The organism is Kocuria rhizosphaericola (assembly GCF_044462205.1).
Classification (GTDB): domain Bacteria; phylum Actinomycetota; class Actinomycetes; order Actinomycetales; family Micrococcaceae; genus Kocuria; species Kocuria rhizosphaericola.
In genome coordinates this window covers 1-16,888 of record NZ_JBISWK010000073.1, presented here as the reverse complement: position 1 = coordinate 16,888, position 16,888 = coordinate 1, and the positions used below count along the sequence as shown (strand labels likewise).

Here is a 16,888-nt window from a genome sequence, read left to right as displayed (position 1 = left end):
GCTGCACACCCCGGGCCACTCGCCCGGTTCCGTGTGCTTCTGGGCACCGGACCTGGGCGAGGGCGGGGTGCTGTTCTCCGGGGACACCCTCTTCCAGGGCGGTCCCGGCGCCACCGGCCGCTCGTACTCGGACTTCCCCACGATCGTCGACTCCATCCGCGAGCGGCTGCTCACCCTGCCGGAGTCCACGGAGGTGCTCACCGGCCACGGGGACACCACCACGATCGGCACGGAGGCACCCCACCTGCAGGAGTGGATCGACCGCGGCCACTGAGCCCCTCCGCCCGCCGGGCCCCCTGGCCCGGCGGGCGCCCTGCGGGGCTCAGAGGTCACGGGGGTCGGTGCGCCGCCAGCGGTGCACGAAGGCCAGCGCGGTGGCCAGCAGGGCGGCCGCGGAGATGACGGGCACGAGCGCGGCGCTCCGGTAGCCCCAGGACTCCCCCCACCACCCGGACAGGGCGAGACCCCCGGTCAGCCCCACGCTCATCATGGCGGTCATGACCGTGGTCAGGGCCGTGACCCGGGAGCTCGGCGCCACGAGCCGCGCGATCTCGTACACCGCCACCAGGCACGGGCCGGTGGTCAGCCCGGCCAGCGCCAGCACGACCACCATCCCCACGGAGTCGTCGGGGATCGTCAGGAGCATCGCGGCGAGCACCGCCGCGGCGGCCGCCGCCACCCAGCGGTTCCACAGCCGGAGCTCCTCGGTGCGGGCGGACGCGGCCACCGCCGCCAGGGCCGAGGTGAGCCCGGAGACCGCGTACAGCCAGCTGACCGAGATCACCGCGTCCACGGCGGTCGCGAAGACGACGACCGCGCCGAGGGTCGATCCCACCAGGGCACCCAGCGCGCCCATGCCCAGCACGGGGAGCAACCGGAGCCGGCGCACCCTGCGCCGGCGCCGGCGGACCGCCCGGGTCGGCGCGGCCCCTGCGGGCGGCAGGAAGCCGATCAGGCCCCGTGGCAGGCGGGCGGAGCAGTGCAGCAGGAACACGGTGGTGCCCACGAGCGTGAGCGTGGCCGCGAGCACCAGCACGGCGACCGGACCGAGGGTCACGGCCACGAGGCCGGTCACCGCGGCGGCCAGGACGGTGCCCAGGGAGTCCATGACGCTCTCGTGGCGCAGCGCGGTGTCGAAGAGGTCCTGCCGGGAGTCCCGGGACAGCAGGGACCACCAGCGCAGCCGGCACGCGACGCCCATCTGCGGCAGCACGAGACCGGCGAGCAGGCACGGGAGCAGCAGCTGGGCCGGGGCGGCCTCGCTGTCGGCGGCGAGGTCCGGCAGCCGGCGCACGAGCCACCACACCGCGAGCGGATTGACGAGGGTGAGCAGCACCAGTCCCAGCTGGCGCCGGCGCCACGAGGCGGCCGCGCCCATGGCGAGTCCGCACAGGGCCGAGCCGAGCGTCACGGCGGCGGCGCAGTACGCGCCGAGGGCCGGGGACCCGGAGATCAGCGCCACCGTGGTCAGCACGCCGAGCGGGACCATGGTCTGGGGCAGGCGCACCAGCAGGGTCAGCACGGGGTACAGGGCGCCGCTGACGGCGGCGAGCTCCCGGGAGTCGGCCAGGGGTGAGCGTGAGGCCGTGCTGAAGCCCCCGAGGGGTTCGGCGGCGCGCACACTGCTCACGAGATTCCTCCGCTTCCTGCCGACGGCGGCCGGGCAGGAACCAGACTAGCCCCGCCGCCCGGACGATGACGGAAAGCGTCGACCCCACCGGTGGACGGCGCCCGCGGATCCGGACGGGCTCCGGGGCCTCGGTCGCCGGGCCGGGGGGACGAGGCCGGTCCCCGTGCAGCACGGTTCGCCGCACCTCGGGGGAGCCCCGGCTCGGAGGCACCGGCCGAGGTGCCGGCCGGAGACGGAGCGCAACCGCACGGGGGGATCCCGCGGCCCTGCCGGACGCGGCCGGGCCGCGGGCTCACCGCTCCCGGTCCGGCGTGGCGGACCCGGCCGGCGCGGCCTCGGTCGCGGGAGCCGCCCCGGTCGCGGGAGCCGCCCCGGCGCCGCGGCGCGGGCGGGAGAGGTCCACCGAGCGGTGGACGAGACCGGCGACGAGTCCGCCCAGCAGCGGGGCGACCCAGAACAGCCACAGCTGGGCCAGGTGCGCGGACCCGGAGACCACGGCGGCGCCCGTCGAGCGGGCGGGGTTCAGCGATCCGCCGTCGAACGGCGCGGCGATCGTGAGCAGGAACGCGAGGGCCGCCCCGATGGCCACGGGGGCGAGCACCGCGTTGGCCCGCGGCGCGGTGGAGCCCAGGACCACGAGAGCGAACAGGGCGGTCGCCACGAACTCGACGAGCAGCACGGTGGTCCACCCGGCCTGGGAGGTGGAGTTCTCCCCGAAGCCGTTGGAGACCGCCCCCAGGACCTGCGCGGTGGTCGAGGAGTCGAGCAGCGTGACGAGCACCACCCACAGCACGCCCGCGGCGGCCAGCGCGCCGAGCACCTGGGCCACCACGTAGCCGACCGCGGACCTCGCGGGGGTGCGCCCGGCCACGACGGCGGCGAGCGTCACCGCGGGGTTGAAGTGCCCTCCGGAGACGTGCCCGAAGGCGACGATCGCGGCGACGAGGCCGAGGCCGAAGCCGAGCGCGGAGTCGATGACCTCGGTGGCGAACATGCCGGTGCCGAGACCGGCGAAGACCAGCAGCGCCGTGCCGGCGAACTCGGCGGCCCACTGGGCCGGCGCGGACACGGCGGCAGGCGCGCCGGCGGGCACGGACTCCTTCCGCGCGGCGACGGGCACGGGTGCCGCGAGGCCCTCCGTGCCGGGTGCGGCGGGCGTGCCGTCGTGGTCCGTGCCGTCGGCGCCGGGATGCGTGCTGGTGCCGGGTACGTGGTGGCTCATGGAGCTCTCCTCAGGGATCGGGGCGGCACGGTGGGGGTGCCGTGCCGGCGGGGCGCCGGGCGCCCGTGCCATGGAACCACGGCCGCCTGAAGGGCGGTTGAACCCGCCCGGGACGTGTCGGCCGCCGACTACACTGGCCGCATGCCCGCGCCCCTGCTCCTCCCCGACGCCGGCCTCGACCCCGCCTGGCCCGAGTACGCCGACTCCGTGCGCGCCGTCCTGCTGGGCGGAGCCCTCGGGGACGCGCTGGGCGCCGGCCGGCGCCCCCGTCCGGAGGCGACCGGCGCGAAGTCCCCCGCCGCTCCCGCGGACACCGGCGGTGCCGCCGCGGTGCTGCGGATCTCCGCCGGCACCCAGCTGACCCTCTACACCCTGGACGCCCTGCAGGAGGTGGTCGAGTGGGCCAACCAGGGCCACGCCGCCGACGAGACCGCGTGCCTGTGGCTGGCCTACCTGCGCTGGCTCCGCACCCAGGGCGAGCCCGACCCGGCCGGGGCACCACAGCCCCTGCCCCGCCGGATCGACGAGCACGAGGTCCTGCACGCCGTGCGGGAGCCCGACGCGACGGTGCTGGAGGCGCTCCGGTCCGGACGGATGGGCGAGGTCGAGCGTCCGGTGCTGCCGGACGCCGAGGGCGCCGGACCGGTGCTGCGCTCGTCCCCGTTCGGTCTCCTCCCCCACGTCGGCTGGCGCACGCTCGCTCCCCTGGCCATCAACGGTGCCGCGCTGACCCACGGGCACCCCGAGGCGCAGACCGCCGCGGCCGTCCACGGCTTCGTGGTCCACGCCGCCGTGCGGGCCCGCCGGGAGGGCCTGCCGCGGCCGGTCGCCGCGGCCGTGGCCGCGGCCCGCGGGACGGCCGGGAACCTCACGCGCCCGGTGGCCGAGACCCTCGCCCGGATCGACGACGCCGTGCGCGCCGCCGGCCGGGGGGACCTGGCCGCCGGGACGCTCCCGCGGCTGCTCGGCGCGGGGCGGACGGCCCCGGAGGTCCTGGCGCGCGGGCTCTGTGCGGCCCTGCGCGCGGAGGCCGAGTCCCCGGACGCCCGGGATCGGCGGGCCGTGTTCCGCCGTGCGGTGGAGCTGGGGACCGACCACGACGGCGAGCCGGCCGCCACCGGGGCGATCGCCGGCGGCGTCACGGGCGCGGCGCTCGGGACGGCCGCGCTGCCGCCGGAGGACAGCGCCCGGCTGGACGCCGGGGACACGGTGTCGGAGGCGGCGGAGCGCTGGCTCAGGGAAGTGGGGGCGCCGCCAGCCGCTTGACGCTCAGGCCCGCGCCGGCGAGCAGCTCCCGGACGCTGCCCGCACCGGCCCGGCGGACCAGGTCGACCATGATCCCCGCGCACGCCCGGGCGTCCTCGAGGGCGTCGTGGTGGCGGCGCAGCGGCACCCCGGCCGCCTCGGCCGCCCGGGGCAGCGCGTAGGACGGCAGGTCGTAGCCGCGCCGTGCCAGGGCCAGGCTGCACGCGTACGCCAGCGGGGCGTGCGGCGTCTCCGTCTCCGCGCACGCGGCCCGGATCACGCCCATGTCGAAGGCCGCGTTGTGCGCGACCACGAGCTCGTCCGGATCCTCCGCCAGGATCCAGTCCTCGATCCGCGGCCACAGCTCGGCGAAGCCCGGACGGCCGGCGACCGTCTGCTCGGTGATCCCGTGGATGCGCGTGTTGCCGGGGTCGAAGGCCGCGCGGGTGCGCGGCGGCCGCATGTACGCGGAGCGCTCGGCCACCACCCTGCCGCCACGGACCCGCACGAGGCCCACGGCGCACGGCGAGCCGAGGAAGCGGTTCGCGGTCTCGAAGTCGATGGCGGTGAAGGAGAGGGACGACGGGTCCGCGGCGGACCGGGCGGAGGTCGTGTCGGGGGAAGCGGAGAACGGCACCCGGACAGCCTACTGCGCCCGCTCAGGCGCAGACGCCGCGCAGGTTGGTCTCGATCCAGTCGTCGGCCCGCGCGATGGACTGGTTGACCTGGGCGGTGTCGAGGTCGTGGTGCAGCGCGTAGGCGACCGCCTGCAGCGGGAACGTGCGCGCGTGCAGCCGGGCGCGCTCGTAGACGGTCTCCGAGACGGCGGAGCGCAGGGTGTCCCAGCCGTACCAGAGGCCGAGGGACGCGGCGTCGTGCGCGGGGTCGGACAGGCAGGCGTGGTCCCAGTCGATGATGCCCGTGAGCTCGTCCCCGGCCCACAGCATGTTGTGCCCCATGAGGTCCCCGTGCACCAGGGTCGGCACCACGGTGGGCAGCGCCGCGAGCTCGGCGACGGCCCGCCGCGCGGCCTCCTGGTTGCGGGGCAGCAGCCGCGGGATGACCTCGTCGAGGAGCACGTGCCGGCGCCGGTGGCCGCCCCAGTGCTGGCCGGGACGGTCGAGGTACCTCGCGAAGCCCGTGGTGTCGACCTCGGCCAGCTCGGTCAGCACCCGGTGCAGCACGGCCGGGTCCCCGTGCCCGGGCGGGTGCGGGTCACCGGGGCACCAGGTCAGGCCCACCCCGGTGTAGCCGTGGGAGACCACCACGCCGGTGAGCGGCCGCGGGGTCTCGAACGAGAAGCGGGGCAGCCTCCGGAGCACCTCCGTGCGGCGCCGGACGTGCTCGCAGACCGTGGCGTTCTTGGCGATCCGCACGGAGATCACGTGCCCCACGTTCACCACCACGTGGGCGGACCCGCCGGCGTGCACCTCCCACTGGCTCGGGTCGGCGCTCATGCCGGCCTCGCGCAGGACGGCCTCGACGGCGCCGGCGAACGGCAGGTGGTGGAGCTGCGACCAGGGCATGGGCAACTTCCTCGGTTCGGACGTGGGTCAGTCGGGGACGGCGGCGCGGTCGAGGGCGGCCAGCAGGTGCGGGAGCAGGGCCCGCATCGCGCGTCCACGGTGGCTGATGGCGTTCTTCTCCTCGCGCGTGAGCTCGGCGCAGGACCGGTCGAGCCCGTCGGGGCGCAGCACGGGGTCGTAGCCGAAGCCGCCGTCCCCGGCCGGTTCGCGCAGCAGCGTCCCGCGCAGCTCACCGGTCTCGACGTGCTCCTCCCCCGCCGGGGTCACGAGGGCCGCGGCGCACACGAACTGCGCGCCGCGGTGGGTGTCGGGGACGTCGGAGAGCTGGTCGAGCAGCAGCCGCAGGTTCGCGGCGTCGTCGCCGTGCCGCCCGGACCACCGCGCCGAGAAGATCCCGGGCGCGCCGCCCAGGACGTCCACGGCCAGACCGGAGTCGTCGGCCACGGCGACCAGCCCGGTCGCGGCGGCCGCGGAGCGGGCCTTGAGCAGGGCGTTGGCCTCGAAGCTCGTGCCGTCCTCGACGACGTCCGGGGTGCCGGCCGTGCCGGCGTCCACCACGAGGCGCTCGACGTCCGCGCCGGGCAGCGCCGCCGCGAGCAGGTCCCGCAGCTCCGCGAGCTTGCCCGCGTTGCGGGTGGCCAGGACCACCCGTGCGCCGTCGTGCTCACCCATCGTCGCCCTCGCGCAGGGTCTCGACCTGGATCTGGGTGAGCTGGGCGCAGCCGGCCAGCGCGAGGTCGAGCAGGGCGTCGAGCTCGGCGCGGTCGAAGGGGGCGCCCTCGGCCGTGCCCTGCACCTCCACGAAGTCGCCGGACCCGGTGACCACCACGTTCATGTCCGTCTCGGCCCGGACGTCCTCGACGTAGGGGAGGTCCAGCATCGGCACGCCGTCGATGATGCCCACGGACACGGCGGCCACGGTGTCGGTGAGCGGCTGGGCGCGGCGGGCGACGAGCCCCTCGGCCCGCGCCCAGCCGATGGCCTCGGCGAGCGCCACGTAGGCGCCGGTGATGGCCGCGGTGCGGGTGCCGCCGTCGGCCTGGAGGACGTCGCAGTCGAGGACCACGGTGTTCTCCCCCAGGGCGGAGAGGTCGATGACCGAACGCAGGGAGCGGCCGATGAGCCGGGAGATCTCGTGGGTGCGCCCGCCGATCTTGCCCTTCACGGACTCGCGGGCGGAGCGGGTGGACGTGGCCCGCGGGAGCATCGCGTACTCGGCGGTCACCCAGCCGCGGCCCTCCCCCTTGAGCCAGCGCGGGACGCCCTCCGTGACGGACGCGGTGCACAGCACCCGGGTGCTGCCGAACTCGATGAGGGCGGAGCCCTCCGCCTGCTGGGACCAGCCGCGGGTGATGGTGATGGGCCGCAGCTCGTCGGGCGAACGGCCGTCCGACCGGGTCACCCCCGGGGTCGAGAGGGCCGGTGGGGTCTGGTCGACAGGGGCATCCATGTGCTCCACCTTACCCCTCGGTCCAGCGCTCCCGGCCCGGCCGCCGGCGGCAGGTCTCACGGTCCGACGGCGGCCGCGGGACGGCCGCTGCCGCTGCGGACGATCCGGTACGTGTAGGCGGGCTCGGCCACCCCGATGGGCCCCTCGAAGACCTCCTGCGCCTCCTCGACGGCCCGCGTCGGGGAGTTCCACACCGGCAGGTGCGTCAGCAGCAGCTGGCGCACCCCGGCGTCCCGGGCCGCCTCCGCGGCGCGCCGGCCGGTGAGGTGGATGCCGCGCAGCGCGTCGTCGCGGCCCTCGTGGTAGGCGGCCTCGCACAGGAAGACGTCGGCGCCCCGGGCGGCGCGCACGAGGCCGTCGCACGCGTCGGTGTCCCCCGAGTAGGTCAGGGTGCTGGGGCCCATGACCCCGTCGTAGTCGATGCGCAGGGCGTACGGCTCGGGCGTGGGGTGCTCCACCAGGAAGGGCGTGATCGCGAACGGCCCCACCCGCACGGGCTCCTCGGGGACCCAGGTGTGGAAGTCGAACTCCCCGTGCATCCCGGGCTCCGGGGGGAGACCGTGGGTGCTGCTGAGGTACTCGTGGAGGCCGGTGGGCGCCCACAGCGGGATCGGTGCGCCGCCCCAGCCCCGCGGGTCCCACTTGATCGCCACGTGCAGCCCGGCCAGGTCGATGCAGTGGTCGGGGTGCAGGTGGCTCACGAGCACGGCGTCGATGTCGTGCAGGTCGATGTGGCGCTGCAGCACCCCGAGGGCGCCGTTGCCCATGTCCAGCAGGATGCGCCAGATCCGCCCCTCGGCGTCCTCGCCGCTGACGAGGTAGCAGGAGGCCGGGGAGTTCGGCCCCGCGAAGGAGCCGGTGCATCCGACGATGGTGAGTTTCATGGAGCGTGTGCCTTCCAGGGAGGACCGGTGGGACCGCGGCCGCACCGGCCGCGGGACTGCTCAGGGAGCGGACGGGCCGGTGCCCCCGATCATCTCCGGGGTGATCCGCGCGAGCGAGCCCGTGGGGTACTGCTCCGCCACGGAGCTGGTGTGCCGCACGCGGGCGACCTCCGGCCCCAGGAACCGCCGGGCCAGGACCTCGAAGGACGCCGCGTCCCCGGTGGCGAGGAACTCGTGGTGGGCGGGCAGGCTCGGGTCCCGCTCGAGCCCGTGACCGACCAGCGCACGGTAGACGTCCTTGGCGGTCTCCTCCGCGCTGGAGACCAGGGTGACGGTGTCGCCCATGACGTAGGAGATCACGCCCGTGAGCAGGGGGTAGTGGGTGCAGCCCAGGACCAGGGTGTCCACGTCGGCGTCCCGCAGCGGGTCCAGGTAGGACTGCGCCGTGGCCAGGAGCGCGGGGCCCGTGGTGACTCCTGCCTCCACGTAGTCGACGAACGCCGGACAGGCCACCGAGTCGATCCGCAGGTGGGGGGCGGCGGCGAAGGTGTCGTCGTAGGCGCGGGAGCCGACCGTGGCCGCCGTGCCGATGACCCCGATCCGGCCGTTGCGGGTCGAGGCCACCGCTCGTCGCACCGCCGGCTGGATGACCTCCACCACGGGGATCCCGTAGACCCGGGTGTAGCGCTCCCTGGCGTCGCGCAGCACCGCGGCGGACGCCGTGTTGCAGGCGATGACGAGCAGCTTGACGCCGGAGTCCACGAGCTCGTCCATGATCCGCAGGGCGTGCGCCCGGACCTCGGCGATCGGCAGCGGGCCGTAGGGCCCGTGCGCGGTGTCGCCCACGTAGACGATCTCCTCGTGGGGCAGCTGGTCGATGATGGCGCGGGCCACGGTGAGGCCGCCCACCCCGGAGTCGAACACGCCGATGGGTGAACCGGGGTTGGGGCGCCGTGCGGTCCGGCCGCCGGCCCCGAAGACGTCGTCATCCTGCATATCGACAAGAGCGTAGTCCCGGGCGTGCCGCCGCCCCAAACCGTGCCGCGGGCGAGCCGCCGTGATGCGCGTCACCCCGCGCCCGGGCGGAAGCGCTCCGGGGCGTCGTGGCCGGTCAGTCCCGGGGCAGGTCGTGGAGCAGCGCCTCCATGAGGGTCTCCTGAAGCCACGAGACGAAGTTGTACAGAAGCGACATGTACGTCTCGACGTCCTCGATCGCGGACCAGTCGTCGTAGCGCCCCACGCGCTCGGCGTCCGCCTCGCTCCGGATCCCCAGGCGGTCCGCCAGCACCAGCCGCACGTCGTTGAGGGCCTGGCCGAAGGCCTGCGCCTGCCCGGGGTCCAGCCGCACGGGCTGGGCCTCCAGCGCCAGCGCGGCCTGCTGCAGCACGCCCCGCTTGGTCTCCCGCAGTCCCCGCTCCGTGTACCGGCGGAACTCTGCGGCGCGCTCGGGGTCCAGGCTGCCGTCGGGCAGGAGGCGCCGCAGCGCGGAGTCGTCGGGGACGGTGGCGTCCCCGGACACGCCGAGCATCCGCTCGAGCGAGTCCTCCGAGGCCGGCTGCTCGGGCGCGAGCGCCTGGGCGACGTCCGCGAACAGCTTCTGCAGCAGGTCCTTCTCGGCCTCCTCGAAACGGGCGGTGATCCCCCTGCGGGTGGACCGGAAGCCCTGGGCCATCAGTGGCCCCCCGCCTGCTCGAAGGTGGCCCACAGCCCGAAGCCGTGCATCGCCGCGGTGTGGGTCTCGGCCTCCTCGAGGGAACCGCTGGCCACCACGGAGCGCCCGTGGTGGTGGACCTCGAGCATCAGGGAGCGGGCCTTCTCCTCCGGGTAGCCGAAGTAGGAGCGGAACACGTACGTGACGTAGCTCATGAGATTGACGGGGTCGTCCCACACGACCACGTTCCACGGGGTCTCGGTCGCCGCGGCCACGGACGTCTCGCCGGTGGGCCGGGTGCCGGTCTCCGGGGTGGCGGTGGCCGCGGGGCGGGCGGCGGCGGAAGTAGCGCAGTGCATGGTCCGTCCATCGTAGCGAGTGCCGGACGCCGGGGGGCACCGGCGGCGTCGCTAGAGTGGTGCCCGTGAACCAGCGCAGCCACCGGTGGGCCCCGCCGCCCACGTCCCTGATGACCGACCACTACGAGCTGACCATGCTGCAGGCCGCCCTGCACGCCGGCACCGCGCAGCGGCGCAGCGTCTTCGAGGTCTTCGCCCGGCGGCTGCCGGCCGGCCGGCGCTACGGCGTGCTGGCGGGCACCGGGCGCCTCCTCGAGGGGCTCGACAGCTTCTGCTTCGGCGACGAGCAGCTGCGCTTCCTCGCGGACACCGGCGTGGTCAACCGCGCGACCCTGGACTACCTGGCGGACTTCCGCTTCACCGGGTCGATCTCCGGCTACGCCGAGGGCGAGGCGTACTTCCCGTCCTCGCCGCTGCTCGTGGTCGAGGCCACGTTCGCCGAGGCGTGCGTGCTCGAGACGTACTTCCTGTCGGTGCTCAACTACGACAGCGCCGTGGCCTCGGCCGCCTCCCGCATGGTGGGGGCCGCGGCGGGGCGCCCGTGCATCGAGATGGGCTCCCGGCGCGCCCACGAGGAGGCCGCGGTCGCGGCCGCGCGGGCGGCGGTCATCGGCGGCTTCGACTCCACCTCGAACCTCGAGGCCGGCCACCGCTGGGGGATCCGGACCGTCGGGACCGCCGCCCACTCCTTCACGCTGCTGCACGACTCGGAGGAGGATGCCTTCCGAGCCCAGCTGGAGTCCATGGGCCGGGACACCACCCTGCTCGTCGACACCTACGACGTCGAGGCCGCGGTCCGCAAGGCCGTGGAGCTGGCGGGCCCGGAGCTGGGCGGCGTGCGCCTGGACTCGGGCGACCTCGTGACCCAGGCCGCGTGGGTGCGGGAGCTCCTCGACGACCTCGGCAACCCGGACACCCGCATCACCGTCACCTCGGACCTGGACGAGTACGCGATCGCGTCCCTGAACGCCGCGCCCGTCGACGCGTTCGGCGTCGGCACCCGCGTGGTCACCGGCTCGGGCGCGCCGACGTCCTCGATGGTCTACAAGCTCGTGGCCCGCGAGGACTCCTCCGGCGAGCTGCGGCCCGTGGCGAAGGCCGCCAAGGGCAAGGTGTCCGTGGGCGGGCGCAAGCACGCCCTGCGGCGCCGGGACGAGAAGGGCACGGCCACCCACGAGGTGGTCGGGATCGGCCGGTTGCCCGACGACGACGGCGACGACCGGCCGCTGCTGGAGGACTTCGTCCGCGACGGCGAGCTGCTGGACGGGTGGACCGGCCCGGCCGGCGTCCGGCGGGCCCGGGAGCGGCACACGGCGTCCGTGGCGGAGCTGCCACGATCGGCCCGGCGGCTCAGCGAGGGCGACCCCGTCATCCCGACCGTGCTGGGGCCGGAGGCCCCGGTCTGACCGGGGCGTCCGGCGCACAGGATCCACCGAGCAGGACAGACCGGGCGAGACCCACCGCAACAGAGGGAGGAACACCATGAGGACCGCACTGATCGTCGTCGACGTGCAGAACGACTTCTGCGAGGGCGGGTCGCTGGCCGTCGCCGGAGGCGCGGCCGTGGCCGCCGCCGTGTCGGAGCACCTCGAGGACCACCACGGGGACTACGCGGCCGTCGCGGCCACCCAGGACTGGCACATCGACCCCGGGGCGCACTTCTCCGACGAACCGGACTACGTGGACTCCTGGCCCGTGCACTGTGTCGCCGAGTCCCGCGGGGCCCACTTCCACGCCGACCTGGACACGGACTGGATCCAGGCGTGGTTCCGCAAGGGCGAGCACGACGCCGCCTACTCCGGGTTCGAGGGGCTGCTCGCCCCGGACGCGGACGTGCCGATGGGCGACGACGAGGACGTCGACGACGAGCCGGACGTGAGCCTCGACGACTGGCTGCGGGAGCACGAGATCGAGGCCGTGGACATCGTGGGTCTCGCGACCGACCACTGCGTGCGCGCGACCGCTCTGGACGCCGTCGAGGCCGGCTACGACACCCGGGTGCTGGTGGACCTCACGGCCGGCGTGGCCGAGGAGAGCACGGCGCGCGCCCTGCGGGAGATGGCCGAGGCAGGGGTCGAGATCGTCCGGTCCTGACCCGCGCCCGGACGCGGCCCGCCCCCTGCCGGGCGGGCCGTGCCCCGGTGCGCGGCTCACTTGCGCCCGATGAACCAGTCCTGCAGCTTCTTGACGCGCGCCTGCAGCTGCACCTCGTTGGCCTGCGCCACCGCGGGGCCCCCGCACACGCGGCGCAGCTCGTTGTGGACCACGCCGTGCGGGGTGCCGGTGCGCGACGCCCAGGCCGAGACGTTCTTGGACAGGGTGGCGCGCAGCTCCTTCAGCCGCCGGTGGTCGGGCACCGCCGGCTCCGGGGCCCGGGCGGCGCCCGGGCGGCGGCGGGCGTGCTGGGACTGCCGCTCCCGCAGCAGCGCCGAGACCTGGTCGGCCTCGAGCAGGCCCGGGATGCCGAGGAAGTCCGCCTCCTCCTCCGAGCCCACCGCCACGCCGCCGCCGAAGGCGCCGCCGTCGAAGAGCACCCCGTGGAAGGACGCGTCCGAGCCGATGGCCTCGAAGCGGCCCTGGGCGAGGGCCGCCGACGCCTTCTCCTCGCGGTTGGCCTCCTCGAGCAGCTCGTCGTCCCAGCCCTCCTCGAGGGGGTCGGCGGGCAGGCCGGTCTCCTCCGCGGCGGGCCTGTCGAGGGCGTGGTCCCGCTCGGCCTCCATCTCGTTGGCGAGCTGCATCAGCGCCGGCACGGACGGCAGGAAGACGGAGGCCGTCTCCCCGCGCTTGCGGGCGCGCACGAAGCGGCCGACCGCCTGGGCGAAGAACAGCGGCGTGGACGTCGACGTCGCGTAGACCCCCACGGCGAGCCGGGGGACGTCGACACCCTCGGAGACCATGCGGACCGCCACCATCCACCGGCTGTCCCCCGCGGAGAACTCGTCGATCCGGTCCGAGGCGCCCTTGTCGTCGGAGAGGACCACGGTGGGGTTCTCCCCGGTGATCCGGCGCAGCTGCGCCGCGTAGGCCTTCGCGTCCTGGTGGTCGGTCGCGATGACCATCGCCCCGGCGTCGGGCACGGTGCGCCGCACCTCCGTGAGCCGCTGGTCCGCGGCCTGGAGCACCGACGGGATCCACTGCCCGTTCGGGTCGAGCGCGGTGCGCCACGCGTGGGCGGTGATGTCCTTCGTGAAGCCCTCGCCGAGCTCCGCGGCCATCTCCTCGCCCGCGCTGGTGCGCCAGCGCATCTGCCCCGAGTAGGCGAGAAAGATCACGGGCCGGACCACGTGGTCCTTGAGCGCGTCGCCGTAGCCGTAGGTGTAGTCGGAGCTCGAGCGGCGGATGCCGTCCCCATCCTCCACGTAGCGCACGAACGGGATCGGCGCGGTGTCCGAGCGGAAGGGGGTGCCGGTCAGGGCGAGCCGGCGGGCGGCGGGGTCGAAGGCCTCCTGCAGCCCGTCGCCCCACGTCAGGGAGTCGCCGGCGTGGTGGATCTCGTCCATGATCACCAGCGTCCGGCCCGCCTCGGTGCGGGCCCGGTGCAGGAGCGGCTTCATCGCCACCTGGGAGTAGGTCACCGCCGCGCCCAGGTAGTCCCGGCCGTGGGAGCCGTCCGCGTTCTTGAAGTTCGGGTCGATGGCCAGGCCCACGCGGGCCGCGGCGTCGGCCCACTGCCGCTTGAGGTGGTCCGTGGGCGTCACCACCGTGATCCGGTTGACGGTGCCGCGGTCGAAGAGCTCCTTGGCCACCCGCAGGGCGAAGGTCGTCTTGCCGGCCCCGGGGGTCGCGACGGCCATGTAGTCCCGGGGCTGCGTCTCGAAGTAGCGCTGCAGCGCCTCCGCCTGCCAGGCGCGCAGCTTGGGGGCGGTGCCCCACGCCGCGCGGTCCGGGTAGGCCGGGGGGAGGTCGGCGGCGGCTGAGCCGAACAAGGAGAGCTGGTCGTCCTGGGACACTCTGGCGACGTCCTTTCGCTCGTGGGCCCGCGGCCTCGTGGTCGCGGTGGCTGAGGGGGCGCGGCGGCGGGCCACGCAAAAGCGCCCGCCGGCGGCGGGCGCTCGCTCGACGGGGCGGTGCTCAGCCCTGGTCGTCACCCTGGTCGTTCGGGGGGCGCAGGCCGTCGTAGATCTCCTTGCAGGTGGGGCACACCGGGAACCGCTGGGGGTCGCGGCCGGGGACCCAGACCTTGCCGCACAGGGCGATCACGGGCTCGCCCGAGAGGGCGGACTCCATGATCTTCTCCTTGCGCACGTAGTGCGCGAAGCGCTCGTGGTCGCCCGGTTCCTGGAGCTCCCTGGTCTCCTCGCGCTCGATCGTGGACGTGCCCCCGGCCGGCTGCGCCGGGTCGGTGCCGTAGGGGCTGTCGTCCAGGCCGTTCGTCGGGGTGCCGGTGGTCGCCGCTGAGACATGCATGGACGCCAGTTTACCCCGATCACGCCGCCTCCGCGTGCCCCGGGGCCGCCCGCCCGGCCCGGCTCAGCGGAACTGGGCGACCTCCTGGAGCAGCTCGGGGGCCCGCCGGTCGTACCAGCGCCCGCCGAGGACGATCCCGCCCCAGCACAGCAGCGGTCCCAGCACCGACCCGGCGGCGAGCGCCGCCCAGCCCCACACGGGGTCACCGGTGAAGAGCTGCACGAGGAGGAGGACCGCGGCCGGCAGCATGAGCACGACGACGAGCCCCAGCGCCACGAACTGCACCAGGACGTTGAGGACGGTGAAGCCCTGCGGCGTCTTCAGCGGTGACGCCCCCGGCGGGGCCACGGGATAGGTGTACCGGGCGGACAGCACCGAGGACAGGCCCGCCCCGCCCAGCAGCGCCAGCACCGAGGTGCCCGCGATCCCGGGCAGCAGTTGCCACCGGCCCTCGACCGCGAACGGCAGCAGCAGTCCGAGCGCGGTGAGCGGCACGGCGATCACGAGCAGCGCGAGCACCCGGCCCGCGCGGTCGTGGACGCCCCGCACGCCGGAGAGGACGTGCAGGTGCAGGGCGGTGTTGTCGTAGGACACGTCGCCCGAGATCTGGTAGGCGAGCAGCGCCGCGATCATCGGCCCGAGGCCGTACAGGAAGACGCTCCCGCCCCCGGGGTCCCGGGAGAACCAGATGAGCACGGCGAGGGCGGGGATGACGAGCAGGCCTGCCGCGTAGCGGGGGTCCCTGACCCAGTAGACCAGGCACCGCGCCGCGACGGCCGCCCACGGACGCCGGGGCACGAGGTCGAACAGCCCCGCGCCGGCGGCGCCCTCGTGCCGGGCCGCGGTCCGCCGGCCGGCCGTGCTGGTCAGCGCCCGCTCCTGCGCGACCCGCCAGACGAGGACGAGGGCGGCGACCGTCAGGACCGTGACGGCCAGGCGGGCGGACGCGGAAGCCCAGCGACCCGCGGCGACGTCCGCCGGGACCGCCCAGACGGCTCCGGCCGGCGTCCACGCCAGCACGCCGGCGTACTGCGGCAGCCGGTCCCACAGCCGCTCCAGCCCGCTCAGCAGACCCGTGACGATCGGGCCGAGCAGCACCAGCGCCACGAGCGCGGCCAGCGAGACCAGCTCCGTGAGCCGGCGGCGGCGGCCGAGGCCGACGGCGAGGGCCGTGACGCACCGGGAACCGGCGACCACGAGGGCCAGCGCGAGCGGCACGCACAGGAGGGCCGCGACCAGCGCCGCCGCGGACGAGCGCCAGGAGCTCACCGTGGCGAGCAGCGCGACGGTGGTGAGCGCGCCCGGCACGCCGACGAGCGCGCCGAGCGCCTGGCCCCACTGGACCTGGCCCACGGAGAGGGGGAACACGGCGAGGCGGGCGGGGTCCAGCGTGGCGTCGGCGCGCGCCGCGAGGACGGGCAGCAGCCACCAGGCCAGCGTGGCCGCCGTCCCGGCCAGTACGAGCACGGTGCGCACCACGGACAGGTCCTGGCGGCCGAGGAGGAAGAGCGCGACCACGGCCAGGCCCAGCAGGAACAGGAAGTAGGCGGCGCCCAGCACCGTCCCCACGAGCACCCAGGTGCTGCGGGTCAGGGTGTTGACGAGGAGCCTCGCCTTCAGGCCCACGAGCCGCCCGGCCAGGGCGCTCGTGCCGGCCCCGGCGGGGTCGAGGCCTCCCGGGGCCGGGGCGAGGTCCCGGCTCACTCCGGGCGCAGCCACGAGAGCCCCTCCCCCGTCTCCCGGCGTCCGCCGACCAGCTCGACGAACCGGTCCTCGAGCGTGGCCCCGACCCGGACGTCGTCGACCGTCCCGGCCGCCAGCACCCGGCCGCGGTCCATCACGGCGACGTGGTCGCACATCCGCTGCACGAGGTCCATGACGTGGCTGGAGACCACCACGGTCCCGCCCGCGGACACGAAGCCGTGCAGGATCTCGCGGATGTTCGCGGCCGAGACGGGGTCGACCGACTCGAACGGCTCGTCGAGGACCAGCAGGCTCGGGGCGTGGATGAGGGCGCCGGCCAGCGCGATCTTCTTGGTCATGCCGGCGGAGTAGTCCTGGACCTGCGTCCCGGCGTCGGGGAGCAGGTCCATGACCCGCAGCAGGTCCTCCGTGCGCTCGGCCACGACCGTGCGGTCCATGCCGCGCAGCAGACCGGAGTAGGTGACGAGCTGACGTCCCGTGAGCCGGTCGAACAGGTGCAGCCCGTCCGGCAGCACCCCCATGAGCTGCTTGGCCCGCCGCGGCTCGGCCCAGACGTCGACACCGGCCACGCGGGCGGTGCCCGCCGTCGGGCGGAGGAGGCCGGTCGCCATGGACAGCATCGTCGTCTTGCCGGCGCCGTTGCGCCCCACGAGGCCGAAGAAGGAGCCGCGGGGGACGTCGAGGTCCACGCGGTCCACCGCGACCTTGGCCTCCGGGGTGCCGGGGCGGCCGAAGACCCGGACGAGGCCGCGCACGCTCAGGGCCGGCGGCGCGGACGCGTCCGGTGCGCCGGCCCGTCCCGGGACGGCC

18 protein-coding genes are annotated in these 16,888 nt (G+C 75.4%); 4 read left to right on the top strand and 14 right to left on the bottom strand.

What is annotated here, in order from left to right:
- Window positions 1-274: MBL fold metallo-hydrolase (locus ACH9D2_RS07585; RefSeq protein WP_396362230.1), on the top strand; the 274-nt coding region annotated here is incomplete at its 5' end.
- 48 nt (window positions 275-322) lie between these two features.
- Here the strand turns inward: ACH9D2_RS07585 and ACH9D2_RS07580 are convergent.
- Together ACH9D2_RS07580 and ACH9D2_RS07575 are read right to left on the bottom strand one after the other, a co-directional pair.
- Window positions 323-1,630: a hypothetical protein gene (locus tag ACH9D2_RS07580; RefSeq protein ID WP_396362229.1), complete on the bottom strand. Its 1,308-nt coding sequence runs from the start codon at window positions 1,628-1,630 to the stop codon at window positions 323-325.
- Window positions 1,631-1,922: 292 nt separating this feature from the next.
- Complete coding sequence (locus ACH9D2_RS07575; protein ID WP_396362228.1) at window positions 1,923-2,852, bottom strand: aquaporin; 930 nt, start codon at window positions 2,850-2,852, stop codon at window positions 1,923-1,925.
- Between the two features lie 141 nt (window positions 2,853-2,993).
- Here ACH9D2_RS07575 and ACH9D2_RS07570 point away from each other — a divergent pair, with 141 nt between their 5' ends.
- Complete coding sequence (locus ACH9D2_RS07570; RefSeq protein WP_396362227.1) at window positions 2,994-4,118, top strand: ADP-ribosylglycohydrolase family protein; 1,125 nt, start codon at window positions 2,994-2,996, stop codon at window positions 4,116-4,118.
- Here the strand turns inward: ACH9D2_RS07570 and ACH9D2_RS07565 are convergent.
- The 8 genes from ACH9D2_RS07565 to clpS all read right to left on the bottom strand — a co-directional run bounded on the left by ACH9D2_RS07565 (window position 4,087) and on the right by clpS (window position 9,967).
- Window positions 4,087-4,734, bottom strand: coding sequence for an exonuclease domain-containing protein (locus ACH9D2_RS07565; protein WP_396362226.1), 648 nt, complete (start codon window positions 4,732-4,734; stop codon window positions 4,087-4,089). The genes ACH9D2_RS07570 and ACH9D2_RS07565 overlap by 32 nt on opposite strands.
- Window positions 4,735-4,756: 22 nt before the next feature.
- Window positions 4,757-5,623: a phosphotransferase family protein gene (locus ACH9D2_RS07560; protein WP_396362225.1), complete on the bottom strand. Its 867-nt coding sequence runs from the start codon at window positions 5,621-5,623 to the stop codon at window positions 4,757-4,759.
- A 27-nt stretch (window positions 5,624-5,650) separates the two neighbouring features.
- A complete protein-coding gene (gene rdgB, locus ACH9D2_RS07555) occupies window positions 5,651-6,295 on the bottom strand; it encodes an RdgB/HAM1 family non-canonical purine NTP pyrophosphatase (RefSeq protein ID WP_396362224.1) in 645 nt (214 codons plus the stop codon).
- On the bottom strand, window positions 6,288-7,073 hold the full coding sequence (gene rph / locus ACH9D2_RS07550; RefSeq protein ID WP_396362223.1) for a ribonuclease PH: 786 nt from the start codon (window positions 7,071-7,073) through the stop codon (window positions 6,288-6,290). The genes rdgB and rph overlap by 8 nt, the downstream gene beginning before the upstream one ends.
- A gap of 56 nt (window positions 7,074-7,129) precedes the next feature.
- Window positions 7,130-7,957: an MBL fold metallo-hydrolase gene (locus ACH9D2_RS07545; protein WP_396362222.1), complete on the bottom strand. Its 828-nt coding sequence runs from the start codon at window positions 7,955-7,957 to the stop codon at window positions 7,130-7,132.
- Window positions 7,958-8,017: 60 nt separating this feature from the next.
- The gene (murI, locus tag ACH9D2_RS07540; RefSeq protein ID WP_396362221.1) at window positions 8,018-8,953 is read right to left on the bottom strand and encodes a glutamate racemase; all 936 of its coding nucleotides are present in this window, start codon (window positions 8,951-8,953) and stop codon (window positions 8,018-8,020) included.
- A gap of 115 nt (window positions 8,954-9,068) precedes the next feature.
- A complete protein-coding gene (locus tag ACH9D2_RS07535; RefSeq protein ID WP_396362220.1) occupies window positions 9,069-9,629 on the bottom strand; it encodes a DUF2017 domain-containing protein in 561 nt (186 codons plus the stop codon).
- Window positions 9,629-9,967, bottom strand: coding sequence for an ATP-dependent Clp protease adapter ClpS (gene clpS / locus ACH9D2_RS07530; protein ID WP_396362219.1), 339 nt, complete (start codon window positions 9,965-9,967; stop codon window positions 9,629-9,631). Before clpS ends, ACH9D2_RS07535 begins: the two co-directional genes overlap by 1 nt.
- 56 nt (window positions 9,968-10,023) lie before the next feature.
- On the opposite strand from clpS, the gene ACH9D2_RS07525 reads away from it, so the two are divergent.
- Both ACH9D2_RS07525 and ACH9D2_RS07520 read left to right on the top strand, forming a co-directional pair.
- Window positions 10,024-11,373 carry a nicotinate phosphoribosyltransferase gene (locus tag ACH9D2_RS07525; RefSeq protein WP_396362218.1) on the top strand — a complete coding sequence of 450 codons (1,350 nt, stop codon included), beginning with the start codon at window positions 10,024-10,026 and terminating at the stop codon, window positions 11,371-11,373.
- 76 nt (window positions 11,374-11,449) lie between these two features.
- Complete coding sequence (locus tag ACH9D2_RS07520; protein WP_396362217.1) at window positions 11,450-12,061, top strand: isochorismatase family protein; 612 nt, start codon at window positions 11,450-11,452, stop codon at window positions 12,059-12,061.
- Window positions 12,062-12,117: 56 nt separating this feature from the next.
- Here ACH9D2_RS07520 and ACH9D2_RS07515 read toward each other — a convergent pair whose 3' ends face one another.
- The 4 genes from ACH9D2_RS07515 to ACH9D2_RS07500 all read right to left on the bottom strand — a co-directional run.
- Window positions 12,118-13,917, bottom strand: coding sequence for a DEAD/DEAH box helicase family protein (locus tag ACH9D2_RS07515; RefSeq protein ID WP_396362216.1), 1,800 nt, complete (start codon window positions 13,915-13,917; stop codon window positions 12,118-12,120).
- Window positions 13,918-14,038: 121 nt separating this feature from the next.
- The gene (locus ACH9D2_RS07510) at window positions 14,039-14,374 is read right to left on the bottom strand and encodes a DUF3039 domain-containing protein (RefSeq protein WP_157571420.1); all 336 of its coding nucleotides are present in this window, start codon (window positions 14,372-14,374) and stop codon (window positions 14,039-14,041) included.
- Between the two features lie 63 nt (window positions 14,375-14,437).
- Window positions 14,438-16,093 carry a hypothetical protein gene (locus ACH9D2_RS07505; RefSeq protein ID WP_396362215.1) on the bottom strand — a complete coding sequence of 552 codons (1,656 nt, stop codon included), beginning with the start codon at window positions 16,091-16,093 and terminating at the stop codon, window positions 14,438-14,440.
- Window positions 16,075-16,888 (bottom strand): ATP-binding cassette domain-containing protein (locus ACH9D2_RS07500; RefSeq protein ID WP_396362214.1); only part of this gene is annotated, 814 nt, incomplete at its 5' end. The genes ACH9D2_RS07505 and ACH9D2_RS07500, both read right to left, overlap by 19 nt.

What these genes read in the sequence shown, in the direction of transcription:
- ACH9D2_RS07575 (WP_396362228.1), bottom strand. Translation starts at nt 2,852, where the DNA reads ATGAGCCACCACGTACCCGGCACCAGCACGCATCCCGGCGCCGACGGC.
- ACH9D2_RS07570 (WP_396362227.1), top strand. Translation starts at nt 2,994, where the DNA reads ATGCCCGCGCCCCTGCTCCTCCCCGACGCCGGCCTCGACCCCGCCTGG.
- ACH9D2_RS07560 (WP_396362225.1), bottom strand. Translation starts at nt 5,623, where the DNA reads ATGCCCTGGTCGCAGCTCCACCACCTGCCGTTCGCCGGCGCCGTCGAG.
- rdgB (WP_396362224.1), bottom strand. Translation starts at nt 6,295, where the DNA reads ATGGGTGAGCACGACGGCGCACGGGTGGTCCTGGCCACCCGCAACGCG.
- rph (WP_396362223.1), bottom strand. Translation starts at nt 7,073, where the DNA reads ATGGATGCCCCTGTCGACCAGACCCCACCGGCCCTCTCGACCCCGGGG.
- ACH9D2_RS07545 (WP_396362222.1), bottom strand. Translation starts at nt 7,957, where the DNA reads ATGAAACTCACCATCGTCGGATGCACCGGCTCCTTCGCGGGGCCGAAC.
- murI (WP_396362221.1), bottom strand. Translation starts at nt 8,953, where the DNA reads ATGCAGGATGACGACGTCTTCGGGGCCGGCGGCCGGACCGCACGGCGC.
- ACH9D2_RS07535 (WP_396362220.1), bottom strand. Translation starts at nt 9,629, where the DNA reads ATGGCCCAGGGCTTCCGGTCCACCCGCAGGGGGATCACCGCCCGTTTC.
- clpS (WP_396362219.1), bottom strand. Translation starts at nt 9,967, where the DNA reads ATGCACTGCGCTACTTCCGCCGCCGCCCGCCCCGCGGCCACCGCCACC.
- ACH9D2_RS07520 (WP_396362217.1), top strand. Translation starts at nt 11,450, where the DNA reads ATGAGGACCGCACTGATCGTCGTCGACGTGCAGAACGACTTCTGCGAG.
- ACH9D2_RS07510 (WP_157571420.1), bottom strand. Translation starts at nt 14,374, where the DNA reads ATGCATGTCTCAGCGGCGACCACCGGCACCCCGACGAACGGCCTGGAC.